Consider the following 23648-nt stretch of genomic DNA (forward strand, 5'->3'; position numbering starts at 1 on the left):
ACGCATCATGGGAATTATCACCATATGCGGGCGGCTTGTTGTCCGGCGGCGACTAGTTTTGACATGTCACGCAGACTCTTGTGCATCAGGTCTGATGTCAGATAAAATAATATTATCGTATAATATAAATCAGAAAAACTGATGTGCTGACACTTCGTTCCCTGAGCTATCTGGTGGCCGCCGCCGATCATGAAAGCGTGACGGAGGCCGCCGCGTCTCTGAATATTTCCCAACCCGCGATTTCAGCCGCAATTGCCCGACTTGAAGGCCATTACGACCAGCAGATCTTTGTTCGCCAGAAGGGGCGGGGTGTGGGCCTCACGCCTTTTGGGCGGGAGGTGGTCGCCCGTATGCGCAGCCTCTTGAACCAGGCGGCGGAACTGGAGCACTACGGGCGCGGTCGCGATACTCCTGTGGGCGAGGTGTCCCTTGGTTGCTTTGCTGAGTTGGCGCCCCACTACCTGCCTGCGCTCACCAAAGCGTTCGAAAAGAGTTTTCCTCTCGTCCGGGTTAGATTCCGGGAAGCCGGTTTTGATGAGCTGCCCAGATTCTTGAACGACGGAAGCATTGATCTGATGCTCGACTATGACATCGGCCTGCCCGAGGATATCGAACAGGTCACGCTGACGTCGCTGGCACCCTACGTCCTTTTGCCTGGCAGCCATCGATGGGCCGGACGCAAAGATCTGAACCTGGAGAACTTGGCCAAGGAGCCGTTGATCCTGGCCAGTGATAGCCAAAGCCGCCGTTACCTGCTTGACCTCTTTCATCGCCGCGGACTGAGGCCCGAGGTCAGTCGCACGGCGGAGTCCTTCGAGACCCTGCGGGGGCTGGTTGCCAACGGCTATGGAATCTCCGTGGTTCACAGCCGTCCGGCCTCACAGGTCAGTTACGACGGGTCACCACTTGTCTCCATCCCGCTCGCCGATGTGGAGCCGACCCACCGCATCCTTCTGGCCTGGTCGCGCCGCTTTCCGCTTTCTCCTGCAGCTGAAGCCTATAGAGACTTCACAGTGAACTGGTTTCGGCAACGAACCTGAACGCCGAAGCATCAGAGCAGTCGCAACCGAATTTCAAACCGCTGGAAGTATTGTTTGCTGCTCTCCAACAGAGAATACGCTGACGAAAATGTTATCGATAACATTTTCCCTTGATGTTTTTGCGTGCGATCACGTACCATTCTCACCAAGAATCGGGATGGATAGGTTTTGGGAGGAGCCGACCGTCCGCAATCCGTGAAAAACTGGATTTCAGATCTCGTAATGCGGCCGTCTTTTTTTGAGATTTCGCCGCTGCTGCAAAGGTAAAGGCCTCCCCCCTGCATGCGCAGGCATGCGGCGGAAAAAAACTCTATAAAGCTTGGGAGGGCTGAGGGTGCCGAGTGAGAAACCAATTGTCTCCATGCGCGGAATCACCAAACGCTTCGGCGGTGTGACGGCGCTTCAGGATGTCGATCTTGAAGTCTCTTCCGGTGAGGTTCTGGCCATCGTCGGCGATAACGGCGCAGGTAAGTCCACGCTGATCAAGATCCTGACCGGTGTCTATCAAGCCACTGAAGGCACGATAGAACTGGATGGGAAACCACTTTCCATGAACAGCCATTCCGAAGCCATCGCGCTGGGCATCGATGCGGTCTATCAGACGCTCGCACTGGCCGACCATCTGGACCCGGCGGCCAACATGTTCCTTGGGTCCGAGCTGACCAAATCGTTTTTCGGCATCCGGTATCTCGACAATGGAAAGATGCGGCAAGAAGCGGAACGTGTGCTTCTGGAGCGCCTCGGTGTGCGACTGAAAAGCATGGATGTCGCGACCGAAAGCCTTTCCGGCGGTCAACGGCAGGCGGTCGCGATTGCCCGTGCGGTCTATCATTCTGACTTGCGGGTTCTGGTCATGGATGAGCCGACGGCAGCTCTTGGCCCGCAGGAAACCGCGCGCACGCTGAAACTGATCGAAGTCTTACGCAGGGAAGGCTTGGCCATCGTGCTGATCAGCCACTCGCTTGACGACGTTTTTGCTATTTCAGATCGCATTCAGGTCATGCGCAGGGGTCGGCGCGTCGATGTCGTCACCACCAGCCAATCGTCCCATCAGGAAGTGTTGGGGCTGATCGTGGGCGCGGCAGACGCCGCCTGAGGAGGAAATAAAGATGCCCGCAACTGCCTCGAAAGGCCTGCAGGAACGGATCGACCCCTACCTGGCGATCCTTGGTCCCATGGTGATGATCCTCATGATTCTCGCCTTTATGGGTGTCGCTGAACCGACCCGCTATTTCCGTGCATCCAATTTGAATATTATCCTGCTGGAGGCGGCCCTTTACATGCCGATGGCCATGGCGATGACCTTCGTCATCACGCAGCGCGGCATCGATCTCTCGATTGGCTCGGTCGCGGCTTTAACCGGCATCATCGTGGCCTTTGCAATCAAGGAGTACGGCTTCCCGGCCTGGGTGGCTGTCCTGCTCGGACTGGCCATCGGCAGCCTTTTTGGCCTGATCAATGGTCTGGTGATCACCAAATTCCGGGTTCCGGATCTGATCGGCACGCTCGCAATGGATCTGGTTTACCGCGGCTTTGCGCTTGTTCTGGCCAAGGGGCTGGTCTTGGCGCGTTTTCCGGATCTCATAACCGAAATCGGCCGCGGCCGCATACCCAACTTTTTGCCGATCCCCGTACTGATCGGCATTGCAACGCTCGTGATCGGCGCATTCCTTCTGCGGCGCAGCCGGTTCGGACGCTACTCCATCGCGATCGGTTCTAACCCGGAGGCGGCCGAGATGACCGGCATCGCGGTCAACCGCTATAAAGTCTATGCCTACGTCCTGATGGGCGCCATGGCGGGCCTTGCCGGTGTTATGCTGATGGGTAAGCTTAATGCCGTTCAGGCCACCTCCGCGCCCTACTTCAATCTCCATGTGATCGCGGCCGTCGTTGTGGGAGGCACCTCGCTCTTTGGCGGGCGGGCCTACATGCTGGGGTCGTTTGCCGGCGTTCTTCTGCTCTCCATGATGATCAACGCGCTGGTCACTCTGGGCATCGAATTCTTTTGGCAATCGGTCGCGTCGGGCGTCGTGATCATCTTGTCTGTCGCCTTTTACACCTGGCTGCAAAAGAAAGACCGGGATGGCACAAGAAGGCTGCTGAATAACATTACGGCGCCTGACAATGTCAAACTGGCGAAACTCGGCGGAGCAATTTCCCTCGGAATCGCTGTGCTCCTGGTCATGGGATCACTGCTTTCCACGGGATCGGTCCCCAGCGGTTGAGGAGAGATGCCGCTGGAGAAAAATTTCACCAAGTCTGGGAGGACGAAAGAATGAATAAGAAACCATTGGGAATCCTCGGATCGACCGCCCTTGTTTGTGCGGCCTCCGTTGTGTTTGCGGGCGCCGTCGCGGCCCAGGATCTGCCGCTGAAGGCCTTGCCTGGAGACGAGGGGCGCGACCACTGGCTGCCGGAGCAGGTCAACGAACCGGGCAAGCTCGAGGCGTTGCAAGCGGCGACCGGTAGGGAAGCTGTGAAGTTCTCCGGAACTCTTGAGAAGCCGCTGCAGATCGCACTGATTTATCCTTCAGCAGACGTCTCCGATTTCTGGGCACGCAATTATCTCGCGCTGACCAAACGGCTCGATCAACTGGGTATCCCTTACGAAACGACGGAGTTTGCGTCCCGCCAGATCGAACACTCGCTGCAGGCCACCTATGCCACCCAGGTCGAGCAGGATGCCGACCTTTATGACTACGTCATTTTCGGACCTTCTGAATTGGCGACCCAGGCTGACAACATCGAAAAGCTGGCCGGCAACGGGGATTTCGTGACTTACGTCTGGGCCTTTCATACGCCGCTGAAGCACTTCAAGAAACAGCCCGCCGCCTGGTTCGATTTCTCATCGGCCTACGGGGCGCAGAAGATCTGCAGCTATATGCTGGAGCGTCTGGGCAAGGACGTGACCTTCGCCATGAATCGCGGCATCCCTGGCGTGACCGACAATCAGCGCTCGGGCGATTTCAAAGACTGCGTCATGGAGAAGGGCAACTGGAACGTCGTCTATGAGCACTACGGCGAGTACCGTCGCGAAGGCGGTTTCGATGGCACCAACCTGATGATCCAGGCCTATCCGGAAGCCAACGTGATCCACAACGCGAACACTGCCATGGCCATGGGCTCGGTCGAGGCGCAGGTTGCCGCCGGCAAAGAGAAGGATATTTTCTCCACCGGATGGGGCGGGACCGGCCTCGAACTGGATGCCATCCGGCGTGGTGAACTGGATGCGACCCCCATGCGCATGGGGGATGATGTCGGTGCCGCGACGGCTGAAGCGATCAAGGCCGATCTGGAGGGCCGAGCGGCAGAACTCCCCCTGGTCTTTCTCGGCCGCATCACGGTCGCCCACGATCAAATGAGCGGTGAAGAAATCGATAACCTCGAAAAAGAGGCTTTCCGCTTCTCGGGCGTTGGCGCACTCAAGCGTTAAAGTCTAAAGCCGCAGGGTTTCAGGCAATTTTTGTCATCCAGCCCAGGCCGGCTTCCGTTGTGGTGGCCGGCCTGTACTCTGCGCCGACCGGTGCTGTGAAACCAAGCGCCCGGATGCTGCGCATGACATGCCGGTAATCGAGTTCGCCGTTGTCAGGTTCCGCGCGGGTGGGGACAGCCGCGATCTGAATATGGCCGATGATCGGCATGAACTGCTCGAGCCGGCGGGTGATGTCGCCCTGCATGATTTGGATATGATAGCAGTCGAACATCAGTTTCAGATTTGCAGCGCCCACTGCCTCAATGATCTCGGCGGCCTGGTCCGCGTTGTTCAGGAAGTAGCCAGGCGCGTCGTAGTGATTAAGGGGTTCGATGACGATGGTGATGCCGTGCTCCGCCGCGCGGTCACAGGCGTAGTGCAGGTTTTCGACAAAGCTCTCGCGCGCGGCATTGCCCTGTGCGAACCCGGCCATGACGTGGATGTTGCGCGCGCCGATGGCCTGTGCGTACGCGATGGCCTGATCGATGAGTGCGCGTGCTTCTTCCTCGCGTCCCGGTATCGCGGCTACTCCATTATCGCCCGCGGCCAGATTCCCGCGTTCCGTATTGATCCCAAGCATTAGTAAGCCGGTTTCTTCCAGCGCGGCCTTTACCTCCTCGACCGGGGTGTCGTAGGGACAGTGGCATTCCACCGCATCAAATCCGGCGCGGGCAGCTGCGCGAATAGCCTCGGGCAGGGAAAGCTCGGTCCAGAGAAAACCAAGGTTTGCTGAAAAGCCACTCATGAAGCCTAGTCCCAATCCACGTCAAATTTCTCCACGATCGCCGTGATCTGTTCCGCATTAAGCATTGCAGGATTTGCGCCGCGGGTCAGCAAGGCAAGCTTTGCGGTCTCTTCCAGTTCTTCGATGGCGTAGACGGCTGCCTCGAGGTCCTTCCCGGCTACCACGGGACCGTGGTTTGCGAGCACCACGGCGCTGCGCCTGCCGGCCAGGCCGCGAATAGCGTCGCCCATGGCGGGATCACCCGGCATGAAGTAGGGCAGTAGCTTGACCTTGCCGAGGCGCATGATCGAATAGGCGGTCAGGGGCGGCAGCATGTTTTCCGGATCGACCTCCGGTATCAGCGATAGCGCAACGGAGTGACTTGAATGGAGGTGAACGACGGCGCCTGTCTTGGCCTGCCGGGTTTCGTAAAAAGCCGAGTGCAGCGGCATCTCCTTTGTCGGCTTGTCACCGTCGATCTGCCGGACGTCAGCATCGAACAGCGAGAGGCGCGCAGGATCGAGAGACCCAAAGCTGCTGCCGGTCGGTGAAACGAGAAGGCGTCCGTCCGAAAGTCGGGCCGAGATGTTGCCCGAGGAACCGCCGGTCAGGCCGCGTTCGAACATGGATTTCGCGAGCCGGCACATCTGCTCGCGGAGTTGGGTTTCCTCGCTCATTGCGCGTCCAGCATCTCAAGGGCGCGGGCAAAGAAATCTTCCTGCCCGAAGTTACCTGATTTCAGCGTGAGCGCGATGTCCTGACCTGCGCTGTCGCACCAGGTCCAGGGCACGCCGGGCGCGATCTCGGGCCCGATCGTCATCTGCTTGACCCCGAGCGCGTTGGTCACCGCGCCGGAGGTCTCGCCGCCGGCAACCACGAAGCGCCGGACTCCGCTGTCCCGGGCCTGCACCGCCAAGTCGGCAAGGGCATCTTCGACCAGCTTGCCGGCTTTCTCCACACCGAGTTTGTCTTGAGCCGCGGCGACTTCGGCAGGTTCAGCGGTGGCGTAGATGATTTTGGGGGCCTCGGCGGGTTGCTGTGCGAGCCAATCGCGCGCCGCTTGGACGCCTTCGCTGGCCAAAGCCAGAGGATCAAGCTTAAAGGCATTAGCATCTGCAGCGAAAGCGGCAACCTGCTTGCGGGTCATGGCGGAGCAACTGCCCGAAAGAACTATCTGTCCCGGTGCCAGGGAAGGTCTGACCGGCTTTGGAGCGTCTGCCGAAAGCACGTCGTCCGCCATGTAGAGCGCGGGCAGGGGCATGGCGACCGCGCTGCCGCCGGTCATCAAAGGCATGTTGCGGCAGGCTTCGGCGATAACCGTCAGATCGGCGTTCGCGACCGCGTCGACCACAACATGCGCAACGCCTTCCCGACGTAGTGCTTCAAGCCGGTTTTGCAAAGCCGTTACACCTTGATCCACGACCAGCCGGTTTGCGAGACCTACCTTCCGCGTAACCTGCGGTTCCAGCAGCCGCATCAGGTTGGAGTCGCGCATGGGGGTCAGGGGGTGGTCTTTCATGGGGCTTTCATGGAGCGGCTGTTCCCCGACGAAGAGGTTGCCCATGAAGATACTGCGGCCATTCTCGGGAAAGGCAGGACAATAGATGGTCTGGTCGCTGTTCAGTTTCGCCATGAGCGCCTCGGCAACCGGACCGATATTACCTTTCGCCGTGCTGTCGAAGGTGGAGCAGTATTTCCAGAAGAAGCGCGCGGCGCCCGCCGCCTGCAACCAGGTAAGCGCGGCCTCGGTCTCGGCGATTGCTTCCTCGATCGGGGCTGTCCGGCACTTCAGCGCGATCACCTCAAAGCTGGAGAGCTCCAGCTCGCCGGGCGCGGTCTCCGGTACGCCCAATCGAAGGGACACCCGGACACCGCTTCGTGCCAATAAACCTGCCAGGTCTGTGGCGCCCGTGAAGTCATCTGCGATACAGCCAAGAACAACAGTCATGATCGTTACTTTCCGCTCGAGCCGGGCAAGGCAATGCCACCCTTCGCCGCGTAGACCTTGGCAACCGCTGAGTCGTCCTCACGCCCATAGCCTGCGGTCTGGGCTTCCTTAAAGAGAGACAGCGCCGTCTCAGAAAGGGGGAGGGGGAAGTCCGCGGCACGCCCCTCCGAGGTCACGATCCCCATGTCTTTCACGAAGATATCGACGGCTGACTTGGGCGCGTAATCGCCATCGACAACGTGTTGCCCGCGGTTCTCGAACATCCAGGAATTGCCCGCGCATTCAATGATGACCTCGTAGAGCATTCTTGCATCCAGGCCGGATCTGATCCCCATTGTGAGGGCTTCGCCCATGGCCGCGATATGCACACCCGCCAGAAGCTGATTGATCATCTTGACCCGGGAACCGGTGCCGGGGTCGTCGCCGAGCCGGAAGACTTTGCTGGCGATGGCGTCGAGGGCCGGGCCGGCCTGATCGAAAGCGCCTGCAGCCCCGGAAGCCATGATGGTCATCTCGCCTGCAAGTGCCTTCGCGGCTCCTCCGGAGACCGGCGCGTCAATGACCTTCATGCCCGCGGCAGTCAGTCGCGTGGCGACATCGAGCGTGTAAGACGGTGGCATAGTCACGCAGAGCACGAAGGTACTTCCGGGCGCTGCCGCGGCCACGGCGCCATTCTCGCCGAACAGCACCTGATCGGTTTGTTCAGCGTTCACGACGAACACAAAGATGATATCTGCGCCTGCGGCGGCTTCCGAAGGCGTAGAGCTGGTCTGACCACCTTCTTTTCTGAAGTCGTCGAGGACAGTCTCGCGGATATCTACGCCCGCTGTGGGGAAACCTGCGCGCAGTAGGGACACAGCCGCGCCCCAGCCCATTGAGCCCAAACCGATAACCGCTGTCGTTAAGCCCATGATCGCGCCTTTTCAATAAGAGTCTGGACATGTGGTATCGATACCGGTATCGATACCAGTGATGCTGGTTTTAGGTAAAGAAACCCGGAAAGTCAATCAGCTGTTGAGATCGCGGGGCGCGTTTCGAAGCTTACAGTGCTCAAACCATCAGGACCGACAGCCTTGAGAAGCAAACCAACCCTGGTTGAAGTCGCCGCGCTGGCAGGGGTCAGCAAGATGACCGCATCGCGTGCCTTGCGTGGTGCCGCGGACGTTTCGGAGAAGAACGTCGAGAAGGTTTTGCGGGCGTCCGAGGAAATCGGCTACGTGACCAACCACCTGGCCACTTCTCTATCATCGCGCACCACGAACCTGATCGGCGTGATCGTACCAAGCCTCTCCAACGTCGTCTTTGCCGAGGTGCTTGCCGGGATCTCGGATTCCATTCAGGAGAGCGGCAAGCAACCGGTATTCGGGGTTTCCAACTACGATTCCGAAGTCGAAAAAGGCATTATCCGCGACATGCTCTCCTGGCGACCTGCGGGTATCATCGTCACCGGCCTTGAACAAACCGATCAATCCAAGAAATTGCTCGAAGGTGCCGGTATCCCTGTCGCGCAGATCATGGATGTGGATGGCGACCTCATTGACATAAATGTCGGCCTCTCGCACATCGATGCGGGCCGTGACATGGCGCGGGCGCTGATCAATCGCGGACGATCCAGGTTCGCCTACATCGGCAGCGCACTGGATAAAGACATCCGGGCCCGAAAGCGCATGAAAGGCTTTCAAGAGGAACTAAGCGACGCGGGGCTGGAATTGATCACTATGCGCACCGACGCAGGTTTTTCGTCGCTCGCCTTGGGGCGCCAGCTGACCGACGAGATTCTGGCATCCGGGTGTGAAATCGACTGCATCTACTATTCCAACGACGATCTGGCCGCTGGGGGGTTATTCGCCGCCATGGCGGCTGGCCTAGAGGTTCCCAGGCAGCTCTTGATCGCCGGCTTCAATGGTCTTGAATTTCTCGAGGGCTTGCCGGTCCGTCTGGCAACGACGCGTTCGCCACGGCGCAAGATAGGTTCCGAAGTCACGCGGGTTCTGCTTGAGGCCATGAAACGGTCCCTGACACCCGATGAACGAAGGCTCATATTCCGGCCCGAGATCGATCTGGGGGACGCAGCACACTAAGAAAGAGCTGTGGTGAATTGTCTGGCGGTAAAGGCACAGAGGTCACTATGCTGTCGATTCTCCAGACATACCGGCCCCTGCACGGGGCACAGATCATCAAGGAACGATAAGGCATGGCGGCACTTGAGCTTATCATTGGAAATAAAAACTACTCTTCCTGGTCCTTTCGGCCCTGGATCGCCATGAAAGTGAAGAACGTTGACTTCAAAGAGACCCTCAGTCTTTTTGATGAGGCGACCGATCAGGCGCATTTTCTCGAGTTCTCGCCAACCAAGAAAGTGCCGGTTTTAAAGGATGGTGACCATACGATCTGGGAATCGATGGCGATCCTCGAGTATCTGGCGGATCTCTTTCCCGACCGTGGTTTCTGGCCGGAAGACCGGATGATGCGGGCACATGCGCGCTCGATTTCCAATGAAATGCATGCGGGCTTTGGGCCGCTGCGCAGCGAATGCTCTATGAATATGCGCCGTGAGGTGCGGGCGATCGGGGTTTCGGATGGCGTGCGCAAGGATGTTGCACGTATCGAGGCCATCTGGGAAGGCTGTCTGAAAAGCTACGGAGGTCCCTTCCTTTTCGGTGAGTTCAGCAATGCGGATGCCATGTTTGCGCCGGTCGTGAACCGGCTCGACCGCTATGAACTCAGCCGGACGCCTGCGGTGCTCGATTACTCCCAGGCCATGACGGCACTGCCCGCCTGGCAGGAATGGGAGGCCGCAGGAAAAGCGGAGCCCTGGATTGTGGAGGCGGATGAAGCCTAGTTAAGTGCGATTGTGCGCAGTTTGTTCAATATCGGCAGGACCTTTCATGAAATTCGAAGAGTTGAAGCATGCGCTATCGGATATATCCGAGGCGGCAAATCAGGACGCTGTTCTCACGCTGGACTCCGGTCTCTCGGGTCCGACGGTCTCAGTCGTCGCCCTGACACACGGCAACGAGGTCACAGGCGTCGTGACGGCACGGCGGGTCCTGCAAGGCTTGCGGGATGGGGCGCTGAAGCAGCGGTCCGGCCGGTTGCAGATTGTGCTTGCCAACTATGAGATCCTGCAGGAAGCCGACGATTTCGATGATCTCGTGCGCTTCAAGTTCGAAGACATGAACAGGATCTGGGCGAAGCCCGGTGGCGTCGAACATGAGCATCTCGCAAAAGAGCGCATACGCCCCTACATCGAACAGTCCGATCACGTTATCGATCTCCATTCGACGAACCGGGCCTCGACGGCCATTGGTATTCTGATGGGATATGAGGCCGGACGGATCGACGCGATGCGGCGCCATCTCGATACGCCCTACGTGCTGCTCGAGGCCGAGAAGTTTCTCAATGGCATGTCACTGGTTGAGTTCCATCAGAATACCCGCAAAAGCGGGCTGTCCCTGGTGATCGAGGCCGGTCAGCATTTTGACTTCACGACGATTGAGACAAACGTTGATAACACCGTCAACCTGCTGAAACACCTTGATATCCTTGAGGGGAGCCCAACGGATTTGGCGGAGCAACCCAAAGTCTTAAGGGTCTACGCATCCGGTATTGCCCAGACCGCCGGCAAGGCCATTTCCTGGAAATACAGCGACAATCCGGAAGGCTTCGATTTCGTAGAAAACGGGACTCATATCTGCGATCTCAATGGTGAAGCCGTGGTCGTCGATCGAGATACCTATATTGTGATGCAGCAGGTCGAAGCTCTGCATGCCGGCAAGGAAATGTATTACCTTGCGGCGGAGGTTTAGCGGTCTTTGAGAGGCTCTCTGAAGCTTCTTTGGATGCCAGACGGGTTTTCCTGCGTTTACAGCCGCCCGGTCAGGCGCTAAAAGCCGGAACAGAAGAGATTTGAGATCTTTGTTTCAGCTTGCCTGCCCGGCCTTCGCGGCAGTTTGGGAAATCCCTCCCTAGTGATCTGAAACAAGGCATCCAGCGCCGCATTGGAGTGACCCAGTGGTCAAGGCTATACCTTTCATCGACCTGGCCGCGCAGCGCGACCGTCTCCAGCCAAATCTGGACCGGGCCATCGGCCGCGTGCTTGAGCACGGCCAGTACATTCTGGGTCCGGAGGTGCGCGAGCTGGAGAGCCGCCTTGCGGACTTCAGCGGTGCGCGTCATGCGGTGGCCTGCGGAAATGGCACTGACGCCATCATGCTGGCGCTCATGGCGGAGGGCATAGGTCCAGGGGATGCGGTCTTCGCGCCCGCCTTTACGTTCGTCGCCACCGCCGAGGCGCCTGCCATCCTGGGCGCCAGGGTTGTTCTGGTCGATATCGACGAGGATAGCTTCAACATCGATCCGGCCAGTCTGGAGCAAGCCATAGCCGGCCTGCGCGGCACCGACCTGAAGCCACGCGCGATTATCGCTGTTGATCTCTTCGGACAGCCCGCCAACTACAGCCTGCTCAAAGAGATCGCCGACAAGCATGGTCTTGTTTTGATTGCGGACGCGGCTCAGAGTTTCGGCGCAACCCGTGACGGCAGCCCGGTGGGCAGTCTCGGCGACTATACGACGACCAGTTTCTTTCCGGCCAAACCCCTGGGCTGCTACGGCGACGGCGGGGCCGTTTTCACCGACGATGACGAACGCGCGGACCTGCTGAAGTCCCTGCGTGTTCATGGTGAGGGCCGGGATCGCTACGAAAACGTCCGGATCGGTCTGAATAGTCGCCTGGACAGCATTCAGGCGGCGGTTTTGTTGGAAAAGCTTACGATCTTTCCGGACGAACTGGTCAAGCGGCAAGCTGTTGCCGATCGTTACGAGAGGGGGCTGGGGCAGGTCTGTAAGACGCCCCGGCTTGCGCAAAATGCGACCTCATCCTGGGCGCAGTACACGCTTGTGGTCGAGAACCGCGAAGCGGTGCGCAGCCACTGTTCGGAAAACGGTGTTCCGACCGCGGTCTATTATCCCATTACGCTTGACCGCCAAACGGGCTACGAAGACTGTGTCGTCGGCGCTGGCGGTCTCCAGGTCTCGCATGCCTTGAGCGAACGTGTCGTGAGTCTGCCGATGCATCCTTATCTGGAACCTGTGTTACAAGACCGGATCATCGACTGCGTTGCGGCGGCGGTATCAGCTTCATAGCAGCCGAAATCATCGCTTTGCCGAAGAATTCGGTTTAGTTTTGGCGGACTTCACGGTTGCTGATGTGACGATTTACGCTCTGCATAAGGAATCTTAACCACTTGTGTGCCAAGAATTCGTCATGCCTTCCTGCCTGTTCGGTCAGCTACAGTCTCCCGTCCTATTTTGGGCGCGACAAAGGCCGGATGAGCGTTTAAATTCTTGCGAAATTTGCCCCTCCACCCGTTAAGCAGTTGTCTGGTATGAAATTTCTTGTCACTGGCCATGCTGGCTTCATCGGAAACCATGTCGCGATACAGTTGCTTGAGCGCGGCGATGAAGTCGTTGGCCTCGATAACTTAAACCCTTACTACGATGTGAAGCTGAAGCAGGCCCGGCTGGACAGGCTGACGCCTTACAAGGGCTTCACGCATTGCAAGCTGGACCTGGAAGATACCGCCGGCGTTGCGGAGCTTTTCAGCAGCCATAAACCTGATAAGGCGATCCATCTGGCGGCACAGGCCGGGGTTCGCTACAGCCTCGAAAATCCGCGCAGTTACATCGACAGTAATATCGTGGGCTTTTTGAATATACTGGAAGGCTGCCGGCACAACGGTGTCAAGCACCTGGTTTATGCCTCATCAAGCTCGGTTTACGGTGCCAACGGCAACGCGCCCTTCTCGGTTCATCACAATGTTGACCATCCTTTAAGCCTCTACGCCGCAAGCAAGAAATCCAACGAGATGATGGCCCATACCTACAGCCATCTTTTCGGCCTTCCGGCGACGGGTTTACGTTTCTTCACGGTTTACGGACCTTGGGGACGGCCCGATATGGCGTTGTTCCTTTTCACCAAGGCTATTCTGGAAGGACGTCCGATCGACGTCTTTAATCGCGGCCAGATGCAGCGTGATTTCACCTTTGTCGACGATATCGTCGAGGGTGTGATTGCCTGTGCCGACAACGTGGCAAAGGTAAACGAAGACTGGAGCGGTGAGTCCCCCGACCCAGGAACAAGTGGTGTCGCGCCTTACCGGGTCTACAACATCGGCAACAGTCAGCCGGTCGAACTGATGCGCTACATCGAAGTGCTCGAGCAGTGCATTGGAAAGACTGCCAAGAAGAACATGCTGCCCATGCAGCCGGGTGACGTGCCCGCAACCTGGGCGGATGTCTCGGACCTGAAGAGGGATGTTGGTTACCAGCCGGCCACGACGGTTGAAACCGGCGTCGCACGCTTTGTCGACTGGTACCGGGACTTCTATAAAGCCTGATAAACCCCAGCCTCTAGAGCAGATCCGGTTTAGATGGAATCGCCTTCGGCGATCTGTCGTACCGGTGAATCTGCTCTTATTATAAGATGTAGAGCGGGTTCACATGTTTTAGCGAAAACACAGCGTGTTTCCGTTAAAACATGACGCGCTCTAGCGCTCCGCGGTTGCCAGCCTCTCATCACGGAGGCGGGCGGCCTCGCTGCGTCGTGAGATGATCGAAGCGACAAGCACGCCTGTGGCGACCAATCCGACCAGGATGGTCGAAACGGCATTGATTTCGGGCGTGACGCCCAGGCGAACCTGGCTGTAAATCTTCATGGGCAGGGTTGTCGCGCCTGGACCGGTGGTGAAACTCGCGATCACGAGATCGTCGAGCGAGAGGGTGAAGGAAAGCAGCCAGCCGGACACCACGGCCGGCAGGATGATCGGCAAGGTAATCGCAAAGAAGGTCTTGCCAGGCGGGCACCCCAGGTCCATCGCCGCTTCCTCGATGGAATGATCGAAGGTGGCCAGCCGCGATTGTACCACAACCGCCACATAACACATGGAAAAGGTGATGTGCGCGATGGTGACCGTTGCGAAACCGCGATCCCAGGAAATGGCCACAAACATCAGCAGCAGAGAGAGTCCCGTGATGACTTCAGGCATCACCAGCGGCGCATAGATCATGCCCGAAAAGAGCGTGCGGCCGCGGAATTTTCCGAAGCGTGTGAGCATCACACCTGACATCGTGCCCAGCAGCGTCGCGACCGTCGACGAGACAAACGCGACCTTCAAGGTCACCCAGGCGGCATTCAGGAGTCCCTGGTTGTTGAAAAGCTCGACATACCACTTTGTCGAGAATCCGCCCCAGACCGTGACCAGTTTGGATTCGTTGAAGCTAAAGAGCACCAGAAGGATAATCGGCAGATAAAGGAAGCTGAAGCCGACAATGAGCGCGGACCAGGTAAACCAGCTCAATCCCTTATTCATGGCGATCTCCCTCGCTTAAGGGGAGGCCGGTGCATCTGTTGCAGGCGTCGAGATCTCTCATATCAGGCCGTCTTGTCCTTTTCCTGCATCTTCTGGAACGCGACAATCGGCACAACCAGGATCAACAGCAGCACAACGGCGACTGCTGACGACAATGGCCAATCGCGATTTGAGAAGAACTCGGCCCAGAGTGTCTTGCCGATCATCAGAGTCCCCGAACCACCGAGCAGATCGGGAATCACGAATTCTCCAAGCGCCGGGATAAAGACCAGGAAACAGCCGGCGATGACACCGTAGATCGAAATGGGAAAGGTGATTTGCCAAAAGGCTTTTATCGGTCGGCAGCCCAGATCCGCCGCCGCTTCCAACAAGCTGTCATCCATTTTTTCAAGGCTGGCATAGAGGGGCAGAACCATGAAGGGAAGGTAGGAGTAGATGATCCCGATATAGACCGCTGTATCGGTGTTCATAATCACCAGAGGCTGATCGATAACACCAAGGTTCAGCAGCAGGAGGTTGAGCAGACCTTCTTTTTTCAGGATGCCGATCCAGGCATAGACCCGGATCAGGAAAGAGGTCCAGAAAGGCAGGATAACCAGCATCAGCAAGGCAAGACGCCAGTGCCGTGGCGCGCGGGTCATGCCGTACGCCAGGGGATAACCAACCAAAAGCGTGAGAAAGGTCGAAATTCCAGCAATCTTGACGCTGTTCAGGTAAGCACGCCAGTAAAGATCGTCCTCGAAAAGCAGCTGGTAGTTTTCGAGATTCAGCCTGATCTGGATGAAGACATCGTCGACCCACGCAAAGAGAGCCGTATAGGGCGGCTGTGCGATGGCATATTCGGAAAAGCTGATTTTCAAGACGATCAGAAAGGGCGCGAGAAAAAAGAGCAGCAGCCACAAATAGGGTGTGGCGATCAGTATTCCTCTCGCACTCAGGCCGCTGCGGATGATGGCCTGACTGACCCAGCGATAAGGCGGCGCGAGCAGCAGTCTCTTGTGGAGTTCCTCGAGACTGCCCGCAGGCCCTTGAGCCGAGCGGGAGTCCAGGTACTCAACCGCCGGGATATCTGTGTCTCTGGGCTTTTGAGTCATGGCCCGCTCATTGTCCCAGCACGATGCCGGCGTCCGGCGTCCAGGTCAGATACACGCGATCTTCCCAGGTGATCGGCTGTTCCGTATCTCTCGTCCGGTTGGTCTTTGCGGTCGTGATCATGGCGCCGCTGTCGAGTTTCACGTGATAGATCGAGAGATTGCCGAGATAGCCGATGTCCCAGACTTCACCGGCCATGCAGTTGCTGCGGGTATCGGCCGGCGCCTCCATTGAGATTACCAGCTTCTCCGGGCGCAGGGCGATCCAGACGGCCGCGCCAACTGGTGCGTCTAGCGCGTGGCGCGCACGGATGCTGCAGCCCGAGTCTTCGCTGGCGATGGTCAGATGACCGTCGCCGACTTCCGCAACCCGGCCTTCGACGATGTTTACATCGCCGATGAAGCCGGCCACGTATCGTGAATTGGGGTACTCGTAGATCTCGGTGGGGGTCGCGACCTGCACGATCCGACCGTGATCCATCACCGCAATCCGTGTCGATACGGTCATGGCTTCTTCCTGGTCATGCGTGACGATGACGAAGGTGATACCCAGCCTTTCTTGAATGTTCATCAGTTCGAACTGGGTCTGGGCGCGCAGTTTCTTGTCAAGCGCGCCCAGAGGCTCGTCGAGCAGGAGCATCTTGGGTTTCTTAACCAGCGCCCGTGCCAGAGCAACGCGCTGTCGCTGGCCGCCTGAGAGTTGATGTGGTTTGCGTTTCGCAAAGGCACCGAGTTCGACAAGCTCGATGACTTCCTCAACCCGTTGCGCAATCTCTAAATTAGGAATTTTATCCTGTTTCAGGCCGAAGGCGATGTTGCGTTCTACGGACATGTGAGGAAAGAGGGCATAGGACTGGAACATCATGTTGACCGGGCGGCGGTACGGCGGCACGCCCGACATGTCCGAGCCTTCGAGTAGAATCTGCCCCTGACTCGGTTGTTCAAACCCGGCCAGCATGCGCAAGAGAGTGGTTTTGCCGCAACCAGACGGACCGAGGAGGGAAAAGAACTCGCCTTTGTAGATATCAAGCGAGATGTTATCTACGGCCGTGAATTCACCGAAGCGTTTGCTGACGCCAACCAGCTGGACATGCGGCTTTTCCTGCGGATCATTCCAAGGCTCCCATTTCTTTCGAGCCTCTTGTCCGGATACGGCCATCGCCTCGATCCCCCTGCTTTTTTGCACGATCCGCCGCCTTGCCCCTTGCGGTCAAATCAACGTCGTCGGCTGTTGTTCCCGCGCTCAGGCCCGACCGCCGATTAAGGCGTTCGGGCCCGGGTGCCTCTGGCGTTACTGGCCGCTTTTGACCTTGGTCCAGAGGCGGGTCACCTTACGCTGAACCCTGGGAGGGTAGGGGGTGGTGGTGTAGAGCGTTTTCAACGCTGCTTCAGAGGGGTAAATCGCCGGATCACCGATGACATCCGGCTCTAAAAGCGCTTGAGATGCTTCATTGCCGTTTGCGTAGTAGACGTAATTCGAAGCTTTCGCCATAACATCGGCGCGCATGATGTAGTCGATGAAGATGTGCGCGTTCTCGACGTTTTTCGCGTCCTTGGGGATGGCCATCTGGTCAAACCACATCAAGGCACCTTCGATCGGAGTGGAGTAGTTTACAGTGACCCCATTGTCGGCCTCGGCAGCCCGGTCGCGCGCCTGGAGCACATCTCCGGACCATCCAACAGCTATGCAGATATCGCCGTTTGCTAGTGCGTTGATGTATTCCGAAGAATGGAACTTCTGGATGTAGGGACGGATGGACATCAAGAGATCCTCGGCCTTCGCGATGACTTCAGGGTCGTGACTGTCGGGGTCCTCACCAAGGTAATTCAGGGCAGCAGGGATCATTTCATCCGAGGCATCCAGCATGAAAACGCCGCAGTCGGCGAACTTCGACAGAACCGTTGGATCGAAGATCAGTTTCCAGGAATCGACCGGCGCATCCGCCATGCGCTCCTCGACCTGGTCCACGTTGTAACCAATGCCGGTCGTGCCCCACATGTAGTTGACCGAATGCGCGTTGTCCGGATCGTAGGTCGCGGTCCTCTCGCTGACCACGTTCCACATATTGCCGAGGTTGGAAAGTTTAGATTTATCAAGTGGCTGGAAGACGCCTGCCTGGATCTGGCGAGAGAGAAACGTACCGCTGGGAACAACGACATCGTAACCCGTACCGCCCGCAAGCAGTTTGGTCTCCAGGATATCATTCGAGTCGAAGACGTCGTAGACGACCTTTATCCCCGTTTCTTTCTCGAAGTCCTGAAGAATGGTCTCATCTATGTAGTCCGACCAGTTATACACATTCACGACGCCGTCCGCGCTCGAGCCCGGTGCAGCCGTACCCGCCAGCAAGACCGCGGCCAGCGCTGACTTTGCTAAGAATTTCATACATCGTCTCCCAGTATCATTGAGCTTTTGGACTAGCAGCCTAGTTCAGGGGTGTCTACCGCACTTACACCGATTTCAGGACGGGCACGCGTTCCTGTCAATCATTGAGGTTAAATCCAGAGAATCCATGGGAGAATCTGTCGATTATTTGATTAAACTAAAACAAAATACGACATTTCCGCTCATCGGTCTCCCGTGCTAGTCTTAGTGCACGAACACAAATTGGTCACATCCAGACGGGTTTGCTTGCTTGTAGGGGTGAGGTATTGCTCCTAGGTGTTTCAGGTAGAAAATTCGGTGTTTAAGCCGGAACCAAGCAGCGGATACGGACGGGGATGTTGAATCAAAGTATAGACGGGCGACAAATTTAGGTCTTCAAGACCGATAGTCGAGAATTGCAATATGATTCGTCCTTGGGCCGTAATGGGGCCGGTTTTCCTGCTGATATCCGGTTGTGCTCAGTTTGATCGGCAGGGTCCGGATCCGGAGGAAGTGCAAGCTTCGATCGAGTCCGATTCGACCGTGCCCATTGATCTGACTGAACCGGACGCAATGGAGCAGGCTCTTGTGACCCAAGGGCAGCCGCCGTTGCCGCGTCGTAAGCCCGAGACCCAACCTGCACCAACTCCGGCACCTGAAACGGTGGAGGAGGCCGATCCTGATATGTTGATCGGACTGGATTTTACGGTGACGCGGGCACTGCTTGGTGAGCCTGCTCAGCAGACCGAGCAGTCGCCGGCTAAGATTTGGACCTACAAGGGGCAGGAATGCATGTTGAACGTGTTTTTCTATCCCAGCGTGGAAGGCGGGGCGTTTCGTCTTCTGACCTACGAGGCGGAAGGCGGTGAAACACCGCCAGAGGAGGTCGCAGCGGACACGGATGCGGCAGCATCGCCGGCAGTGCCAACCACCGGTGAGGGGCAGGGCGCAGAGGAACAATCCGCGGAGGAGGTCTCTGCCTTCACTGCGACATGTTTCACTGCTTTGCTGCGTGAAGCCGAGCAAGAGCGCGAGTCGGAGCGTTTGAAGCAGGCACAGAGATCTTCGGAAAGCGGTCAATCACTAAACAAGGAGCCGCCACTGGCGGAATAGTAAATGGGGCAACCAATGGTTATTGAGGCAACTTACCCAAGAGTTGTCATCGTGGACGACGACGACCTGTTTCGTGAGTCCCTGGGGTTGAATCTCGCGGAAGAAGGCTACGAAGTCGTTGATTTTCCGAGCGGCGATTCCGCCTTGAATTACCTGCTTAACGAGGAAGCGGCTGATGCGATCCTCCTGGACTGGCGTATGCCGGGTTTGGATGGTCTTGCCGTCTTGCGGCGACTCCGCGAGGCACGCCTTGAAACGCCGGTCATCTTCCTGACCATGCTCAGTGACGAGATTTACGAAGAAGCCGCTTTGAAATGGGGGGCGGTCGATTTTATCGATAAGTCCCGGCGTCTGCCGATTATCCTGCAGCGTCTCAAAATCATCACTGAGGGTGCAAAACCAACAGCAGTCCCGGGCGGAACCGACGCCGACGGTGGGGCTGCAGGCTTCAAACGCGGGCCGCTGGAGCTGCGTGACGATATTAACCGCGCTTTCTGGAACGATCACCAGATCGATCTGACGCTGACGGAATTCGCAATCGTGCGTTTTTTGGCAACCCAAGCCGGTGGCGATGTGTCGTACCGTCAGATTTACGACATTGTCCACGGCAAAGACTTTGTTGCCGGCTACGGAACCGATGGCTTTAGAGCGAACGTCCGCTCCTTCATCAAACGGATCCGTAAGAAGTTCCGCGATGTTGACGATGGCTTCGACAGGATTGAGAACTATCCTGGGTTTGGCTACCGCTGGCGTGACGAGGAAGGCGAGACCACCTCTGGGGTTTACGGGGCCGGCTGATCATGGCGCGGGTGGAAGAGGCGCCCATGCTGCCGGGCGTCACGTCAAAGAGACCTTCGTCGCTGTGGCGCCTGTTCCATTCGATCGTTGGCAAATTCATTTTGCTGCTTATCGTCTTCATCACCGTTCCCGTGATGCTCTATTCCGAATTTCGGCAGGCGGACCAGGATCGGCAGACACTGATCCTGAAAAGTGTGCGCGAGCAGGGCCGTATCATCGCGGAGAGCCTGCGGCCCCTCATTGAGAGAGAAGGGCCGTCCCCCCTGCCGGCCCTGAACAGCGAGGTTAAGCGATATGCAACCTCGCAGAGCGGGGTGAAAGTGCTGTTTCGCCCCGCTGAGGAAGCGCGGGCACAGGCTTTCTACTTTGTGGCCGCCGAGCCCACACTGGCCGCCGCCGAGCTGGCGCGGGAGCGCGATAGCCTCGTTGAACGCGGTGTGTTTGATAATCTGGTGCAGAGTTGCCAGGTCGAATCGCCCATCGCCTTGCGGCATCAGCGGCCAAGCGGCAAGGAAGAGCTGCTGACATCGATCACGGCCATCACCACCAACGCTGGCTGCTGGGCGATTATCACGACCCACTCAACCGGTGAGTTTTTGGGAACTTCAATCGGTCAGCCTTACTGGAAGACTCTGGAAGTCCGGCTCGCCGGCATCATTTATCTCGTCATGGCCGCCATGACCATTGGCCTGTTTTTCAGTATTTGGCGCGGTTTGATGAGCTTCCGGGATCTCGCGCGCGATATTCGAATTGGACGCCTGGAGGGGGCGAACTTTTCCGTTCAGAACAAGGTGCCTGAACTCACTTTGGTTGCCGAAGAATTCGACCGGATGACGTCCTCGCTTCAAAACTCCGCTGACAGCATCAGGCTCGCGGCCGAAGACAACGCTCACGCTTTCAAGACGCCGATTGCCATTATGCGTCAGTCACTTGAGCCCCTGAAGCGCATCGTTCCGCCTGATAACCCCAGAGGCCAGCGCGCGTTGGACGTTATCGAAGAATCGGTTGACCGGCTCGATCATCTGGTCGCCAGTGCGCGGCGGCTTGACCAGGCCACGGCGGAGCTTTTGGATCCCCCGCGCCACGCGGTCGACCTCTCGCAATTGGTCGAGCGGATGCTGGCGGCCTATGTCAACACCTTCGACAGCCGCAGCATCGTGCTGGAGATGAAGATCGCCAAAGGCGTGATTGTCCGCGCCGGCGAGGACCTGTTGGAGACGGTGATCGAGAATGTGATAGACAATGCGATCGAAGCCTCGCCGCGCGGCACGACAGTGATCGTCGAGCTTGACCGGGAGCAATCCTGGGGCCGCCTGACCGTGAGCGACCGGGGGCCCGGCGTACCTTCAGGAGATCTGGAACGGATTTTCGAACGGTACGTCTCGCTGCGTCCACAGCAGCTGCCGCCGCCCGCGACTTCAAATAATGCAACCGGAGTGAGTAGGAATTCAACCCTGGGCGCCGAGGAGCAAAGCCCGCATTTGGGAATCGGTTTGTGGATCGTCCGCCGTAACCTGCAGGCGATCGGGGGGGATGTTCGCGCTGAAAACCGCAAGGATGGCGGCCTTTCCATGATTTTGCGCTTACCCGTTGCGGGCTGACACGCCTCGCCGGATACCTCCCGGGCGTTAAGGTTTTGTTAACCAAAATTAATCCATGTGCCAGCTCTGACACAGCTTGCGGATAAAGGGTGACACACAATTCGCACACCTATCAATTTGTGACGAGGCTAGAGTTTATACACGGAGTCGGGACCGCTTCCGACAGGTAACCTGGTGTAGGGATTTTAGTCAGCATGACGCTCGCATTCGCAGAAGCCATCAACTCAGAAACTGTCGATTTCACGGGTTACGATTACCCAGGGACTGGACTGTTTCTTTGCGATCTCGAGGCTACTTTGCGTCGTCTGCGAGGAATTCGGCTGCGTTTAACACTGTCACGGATCGATTTCCCGTTGGGACAGGAAGCCGCATTGGAACTTGCCACAGCGATTGACGACCACTCGGTGATCGCCGGTTATGACGCGAGCGGACGCCTGCTGATCCTCTACCTCGGTCCCCGTCCAGAAGGTCCGAGGGGTGACGCGGTTGCCTTCACAACCATCATGTCGAAGCTGCGCGAAGCGCTCGATCGTGAGGGACATGTCGGTATCGAGGGGGGGCGTATCGAAACCCTGCACGGCTGGTCAGACGCGCTGGCCGACTCCAAGTCGATGCTGAGGGAGCTCGACCAGGTGCCGGCCATTCCACTTGCAGCCGTCATCGCCCACGCTGCCTGACCTTCCATCTGCTCATGACAGAGTTGTGCTACTGGGCCGGAACCGCTTCCGGACGGGAAATGCTGCGCTCCAGAGCTGGATAGGCAATCCCGAGCGTCACAGCGCGCGCCACCATGAAAATCATCAGTGAAAGCCATAAGCCGTGGTTCCCGAGTGCCGGAACCAGGACGTAACAGGCGAGACCGAAGACCGCCAGCGAGACGACCATTGCATTGCGCATGGCTGCTGTCCGGGTCGCCCCGATAAAGAGCCCATCCAGAAGAAAGCTCGGTGCTGAGAGAAAAGGTGAGACGATCATCCACGGCAGGAACACGGCAGCGGCTTCGAGAACCTCCTCGATGTTCGTGAAGAGCCCAATGATCTCCGTCCCGAATACGGCATAGGCAATGGAGATGGCCAGCGTACTTGCGATTGTGAGGTAGGTGGCGGAGCGGACAACGCGTTTGAAAGCGGAACGGTCTCTGGCGCCGACCGCGCCACCCCCCAGGATCTCCGCGGCGTGAGCAAAGCCGTCCAGCCCGTGTGACAAAAAGTGCTGCAGGTTGATCAGGATGGCATTCGCCGCCAAAAGCGCGTCGCTCATTGCGGCGCCCTGGGCGGTAAAGCTGCTGGTTGCCGCAATCAGGCAAAGATTCCGGATGAAGATATCGCGATTGACCCGGAACAGGGCCAGGAGGCGGTCGCGCCGCAAGATCTCGGGCCAATTCCAGGTGCCGCTCATACGGCGGACCGTGTGGTATACGATTGCCAACCCAAGAAGAGCGCCCGCAATCTCGGCCAGCAGAGTCGCGGCGGCCACGCCTTCCACGCCCCAACCGAACTCCAGGACAAAGACAAGGTCCAGGACGATATTCACGCTGTTGACCATGATTTGCGTTGCCATGGCGGCCCAGGGCCGCTGCAATCCCAGCAGCCAGCCGATAACACCGTACTGGATCAGGGTGGCCGGTGCGCTCCAGATCCGGATGTCGTAATAGGCTTGCGCATTGGCTGTCACGCCTTCGCTGGCATCGATCAGCGGGAAAACGATTGCCGAGATGGGGGCTTGCAGCAGGATCAGAATCGCCCCAAGAAGCGCGCCAAGTGCCAGTGGGCGGACCAGGGTCGCCCGTACCTCAATGGGGTCGTCGGCGCCGTAGGCCTGCGCCGAGAAGCCTGTTGTGCCCATCCGCAGGAACCCGAGGCCCCAGAAGAGGAACGTGAAGATAATCGAGCCAATGGCCACGCCGCCAATGAATTGCGGGCCCGGCAGGTGTCCCATCACGGCGGTATCAACCGCGCCCAGAAGCGGGCTCGTCAGATTGGTCAGAATGATCGGCCATGCCAGAGCCCAGACCTTACGGGAGGTCTCCGACGCTTTGCTGTTCGACAAGGTGAAGTCCTGTTGGAATGCCCGCGGTCCGGTTCGGCGGCTCAGTATCGCAGTACCGGTGGCGCGATCCGTCCAGC

The 23648-nt window shown here is 58.0% G+C and carries 22 protein-coding genes; 13 read left to right on the top strand and 9 right to left on the bottom strand.

Annotation, left to right across the window (positions count from 1 at the left end; genetic code table 11):
- Window positions 1-143 precede the first annotated feature (143 nt).
- The 4 genes from FKG95_RS05060 (at window position 144) to FKG95_RS05075 (ending at window position 4473) form a co-directional block, all read left to right on the top strand.
- Complete coding sequence (locus FKG95_RS05060) at window positions 144-1040, top strand: LysR family transcriptional regulator (protein WP_142895256.1); 897 nt, start codon at window positions 144-146, stop codon at window positions 1038-1040.
- Between the two features lie 334 nt (window positions 1041-1374).
- Window positions 1375-2136, top strand: a complete 762-nt coding sequence (locus tag FKG95_RS05065; protein WP_218940074.1) for an ATP-binding cassette domain-containing protein — start codon at window positions 1375-1377, stop codon at window positions 2134-2136.
- A 13-nt stretch (window positions 2137-2149) separates the two neighbouring features.
- On the top strand, window positions 2150-3265 hold the full coding sequence (locus tag FKG95_RS05070; protein WP_142895257.1) for an ABC transporter permease: 1116 nt from the start codon (window positions 2150-2152) through the stop codon (window positions 3263-3265).
- Window positions 3266-3315: 50 nt separating this feature from the next.
- Window positions 3316-4473: a substrate-binding domain-containing protein gene (locus FKG95_RS05075; protein ID WP_142895258.1), complete on the top strand. Its 1158-nt coding sequence runs from the start codon at window positions 3316-3318 to the stop codon at window positions 4471-4473.
- Window positions 4474-4492: 19 nt separating this feature from the next.
- On the opposite strand, the gene FKG95_RS05080 is transcribed toward FKG95_RS05075, so the two are convergent.
- The 4 genes from FKG95_RS05080 to ltnD are packed head-to-tail and all read right to left on the bottom strand — an operon-like array spanning window position 4493 to window position 8095.
- A complete protein-coding gene (locus FKG95_RS05080) occupies window positions 4493-5257 on the bottom strand; it encodes a hydroxypyruvate isomerase family protein (RefSeq protein ID WP_142895259.1) in 765 nt (254 codons plus the stop codon).
- Between the two features lie 5 nt (window positions 5258-5262).
- Window positions 5263-5913, bottom strand: coding sequence for a 3-oxo-tetronate 4-phosphate decarboxylase (gene otnC / locus FKG95_RS05085; RefSeq protein WP_142895260.1), 651 nt, complete (start codon window positions 5911-5913; stop codon window positions 5263-5265).
- A complete protein-coding gene (gene otnK, locus FKG95_RS05090) occupies window positions 5910-7184 on the bottom strand; it encodes a 3-oxo-tetronate kinase (RefSeq protein ID WP_142895261.1) in 1275 nt (424 codons plus the stop codon). The genes otnC and otnK overlap by 4 nt, the downstream gene beginning before the upstream one ends.
- A 5-nt stretch (window positions 7185-7189) precedes the next feature.
- Window positions 7190-8095, bottom strand: a complete 906-nt coding sequence (ltnD, locus tag FKG95_RS05095; RefSeq protein WP_142895262.1) for an L-threonate dehydrogenase — start codon at window positions 8093-8095, stop codon at window positions 7190-7192.
- Window positions 8096-8257: 162 nt separating this feature from the next.
- On the opposite strand from ltnD, the gene FKG95_RS05100 reads away from it, so the two are divergent.
- The 5 genes from FKG95_RS05100 to FKG95_RS05120 all read left to right on the top strand — a co-directional run bounded on the left by FKG95_RS05100 (window position 8258) and on the right by FKG95_RS05120 (window position 13582).
- The gene (locus tag FKG95_RS05100; protein WP_142895263.1) at window positions 8258-9265 is read left to right on the top strand and encodes a LacI family DNA-binding transcriptional regulator; all 1008 of its coding nucleotides are present in this window, start codon (window positions 8258-8260) and stop codon (window positions 9263-9265) included.
- Between the two features lie 113 nt (window positions 9266-9378).
- Window positions 9379-10026: a glutathione S-transferase family protein gene (locus FKG95_RS05105; protein WP_142895264.1), complete on the top strand. Its 648-nt coding sequence runs from the start codon at window positions 9379-9381 to the stop codon at window positions 10024-10026.
- 46 nt (window positions 10027-10072) lie between these two features.
- On the top strand, window positions 10073-10993 hold the full coding sequence (locus tag FKG95_RS05110; protein ID WP_142895265.1) for a succinylglutamate desuccinylase/aspartoacylase family protein: 921 nt from the start codon (window positions 10073-10075) through the stop codon (window positions 10991-10993).
- A 205-nt stretch (window positions 10994-11198) separates the two neighbouring features.
- Complete coding sequence (locus FKG95_RS05115; protein ID WP_218940075.1) at window positions 11199-12329, top strand: DegT/DnrJ/EryC1/StrS family aminotransferase; 1131 nt, start codon at window positions 11199-11201, stop codon at window positions 12327-12329.
- Between the two features lie 242 nt (window positions 12330-12571).
- Complete coding sequence (locus tag FKG95_RS05120; RefSeq protein WP_142895266.1) at window positions 12572-13582, top strand: NAD-dependent epimerase; 1011 nt, start codon at window positions 12572-12574, stop codon at window positions 13580-13582.
- Between the two features lie 150 nt (window positions 13583-13732).
- Here the strand turns inward: FKG95_RS05120 and FKG95_RS05125 are convergent, their stop codons facing one another.
- The 4 genes from FKG95_RS05125 to FKG95_RS05140 all read right to left on the bottom strand — a co-directional run bounded on the left by FKG95_RS05125 (window position 13733) and on the right by FKG95_RS05140 (window position 18031).
- Window positions 13733-14554 (bottom strand): ABC transporter permease subunit, encoded by an 822-nt coding sequence (locus FKG95_RS05125; protein WP_142895267.1) that lies wholly within the window; start codon window positions 14552-14554, stop codon window positions 13733-13735.
- A gap of 62 nt (window positions 14555-14616) precedes the next feature.
- Window positions 14617-15648 (bottom strand): ABC transporter permease subunit, encoded by a 1032-nt coding sequence (locus tag FKG95_RS05130; protein ID WP_142895268.1) that lies wholly within the window; start codon window positions 15646-15648, stop codon window positions 14617-14619.
- A gap of 7 nt (window positions 15649-15655) precedes the next feature.
- Window positions 15656-16804 (bottom strand): ABC transporter ATP-binding protein, encoded by a 1149-nt coding sequence (locus tag FKG95_RS05135; RefSeq protein WP_142895963.1) that lies wholly within the window; start codon window positions 16802-16804, stop codon window positions 15656-15658.
- Window positions 16805-16936: 132 nt separating this feature from the next.
- Window positions 16937-18031, bottom strand: coding sequence for a polyamine ABC transporter substrate-binding protein (locus FKG95_RS05140; RefSeq protein ID WP_142895269.1), 1095 nt, complete (start codon window positions 18029-18031; stop codon window positions 16937-16939).
- Between the two features lie 402 nt (window positions 18032-18433).
- On the opposite strand from FKG95_RS05140, the gene FKG95_RS05145 reads away from it, so the two are divergent.
- From FKG95_RS05145 to FKG95_RS05160, 4 genes are all read left to right on the top strand, one after another.
- Window positions 18434-19123 (top strand): hypothetical protein, encoded by a 690-nt coding sequence (locus FKG95_RS05145; RefSeq protein ID WP_142895270.1) that lies wholly within the window; start codon window positions 18434-18436, stop codon window positions 19121-19123.
- Between the two features lie 15 nt (window positions 19124-19138).
- Window positions 19139-19921, top strand: coding sequence for a response regulator transcription factor (locus FKG95_RS05150; protein ID WP_142895271.1), 783 nt, complete (start codon window positions 19139-19141; stop codon window positions 19919-19921).
- A gap of 2 nt (window positions 19922-19923) precedes the next feature.
- Window positions 19924-21522, top strand: coding sequence for a sensor histidine kinase (locus tag FKG95_RS05155; RefSeq protein ID WP_142895272.1), 1599 nt, complete (start codon window positions 19924-19926; stop codon window positions 21520-21522).
- 194 nt (window positions 21523-21716) lie between these two features.
- A complete protein-coding gene (locus FKG95_RS05160; protein WP_142895273.1) occupies window positions 21717-22199 on the top strand; it encodes a hypothetical protein in 483 nt (160 codons plus the stop codon).
- Window positions 22200-22227: 28 nt separating this feature from the next.
- Here FKG95_RS05160 and FKG95_RS05165 read toward each other — a convergent pair whose 3' ends face one another.
- Window positions 22228-23571 (bottom strand): MATE family efflux transporter, encoded by a 1344-nt coding sequence (locus FKG95_RS05165; protein ID WP_142895274.1) that lies wholly within the window; start codon window positions 23569-23571, stop codon window positions 22228-22230.
- Window positions 23572-23648: the final 77 nt, after the last annotated feature.

The organism is Denitrobaculum tricleocarpae (assembly GCF_007004665.1).
Taxonomy (GTDB): Bacteria; Pseudomonadota; Alphaproteobacteria; order Kiloniellales; family Kiloniellaceae; genus Denitrobaculum; species Denitrobaculum tricleocarpae.

Excerpts from the sequence above, each read along its gene's own strand:
- FKG95_RS05070 (WP_142895257.1), top strand. The coding sequence starts at position 2,150 with ATGCCCGCAACTGCCTCGAAAGGCCTGCAGGAACGGATCGACCCCTAC.
- ltnD (WP_142895262.1), bottom strand. The coding sequence starts at position 8,095 with ATGGGCTTAACGACAGCGGTTATCGGTTTGGGCTCAATGGGCTGGGGC.
- FKG95_RS05160 (WP_142895273.1), top strand. The coding sequence starts at position 21,717 with ATGACGCTCGCATTCGCAGAAGCCATCAACTCAGAAACTGTCGATTTC.
- FKG95_RS05075 (WP_142895258.1), top strand. The coding sequence starts at position 3,316 with ATGAATAAGAAACCATTGGGAATCCTCGGATCGACCGCCCTTGTTTGT.
- FKG95_RS05105 (WP_142895264.1), top strand. The coding sequence starts at position 9,379 with ATGGCGGCACTTGAGCTTATCATTGGAAATAAAAACTACTCTTCCTGG.
- FKG95_RS05120 (WP_142895266.1), top strand. The coding sequence starts at position 12,572 with ATGAAATTTCTTGTCACTGGCCATGCTGGCTTCATCGGAAACCATGTC.
- FKG95_RS05125 (WP_142895267.1), bottom strand. The coding sequence starts at position 14,554 with ATGAATAAGGGATTGAGCTGGTTTACCTGGTCCGCGCTCATTGTCGGC.
- FKG95_RS05140 (WP_142895269.1), bottom strand. The coding sequence starts at position 18,031 with ATGAAATTCTTAGCAAAGTCAGCGCTGGCCGCGGTCTTGCTGGCGGGT.
- FKG95_RS05130 (WP_142895268.1), bottom strand. The coding sequence starts at position 15,648 with ATGACTCAAAAGCCCAGAGACACAGATATCCCGGCGGTTGAGTACCTG.
- FKG95_RS05145 (WP_142895270.1), top strand. The coding sequence starts at position 18,434 with ATGATTCGTCCTTGGGCCGTAATGGGGCCGGTTTTCCTGCTGATATCC.
- FKG95_RS05080 (WP_142895259.1), bottom strand. The coding sequence starts at position 5,257 with ATGAGTGGCTTTTCAGCAAACCTTGGTTTTCTCTGGACCGAGCTTTCC.
- FKG95_RS05135 (WP_142895963.1), bottom strand. The coding sequence starts at position 16,804 with ATGGCCGTATCCGGACAAGAGGCTCGAAAGAAATGGGAGCCTTGGAAT.
- otnC (WP_142895260.1), bottom strand. The coding sequence starts at position 5,913 with ATGAGCGAGGAAACCCAACTCCGCGAGCAGATGTGCCGGCTCGCGAAA.
- FKG95_RS05150 (WP_142895271.1), top strand. The coding sequence starts at position 19,139 with ATGGTTATTGAGGCAACTTACCCAAGAGTTGTCATCGTGGACGACGAC.
- FKG95_RS05110 (WP_142895265.1), top strand. The coding sequence starts at position 10,073 with ATGAAATTCGAAGAGTTGAAGCATGCGCTATCGGATATATCCGAGGCG.
- otnK (WP_142895261.1), bottom strand. The coding sequence starts at position 7,184 with ATGACTGTTGTTCTTGGCTGTATCGCAGATGACTTCACGGGCGCCACA.
- FKG95_RS05155 (WP_142895272.1), top strand. The coding sequence starts at position 19,924 with ATGGCGCGGGTGGAAGAGGCGCCCATGCTGCCGGGCGTCACGTCAAAG.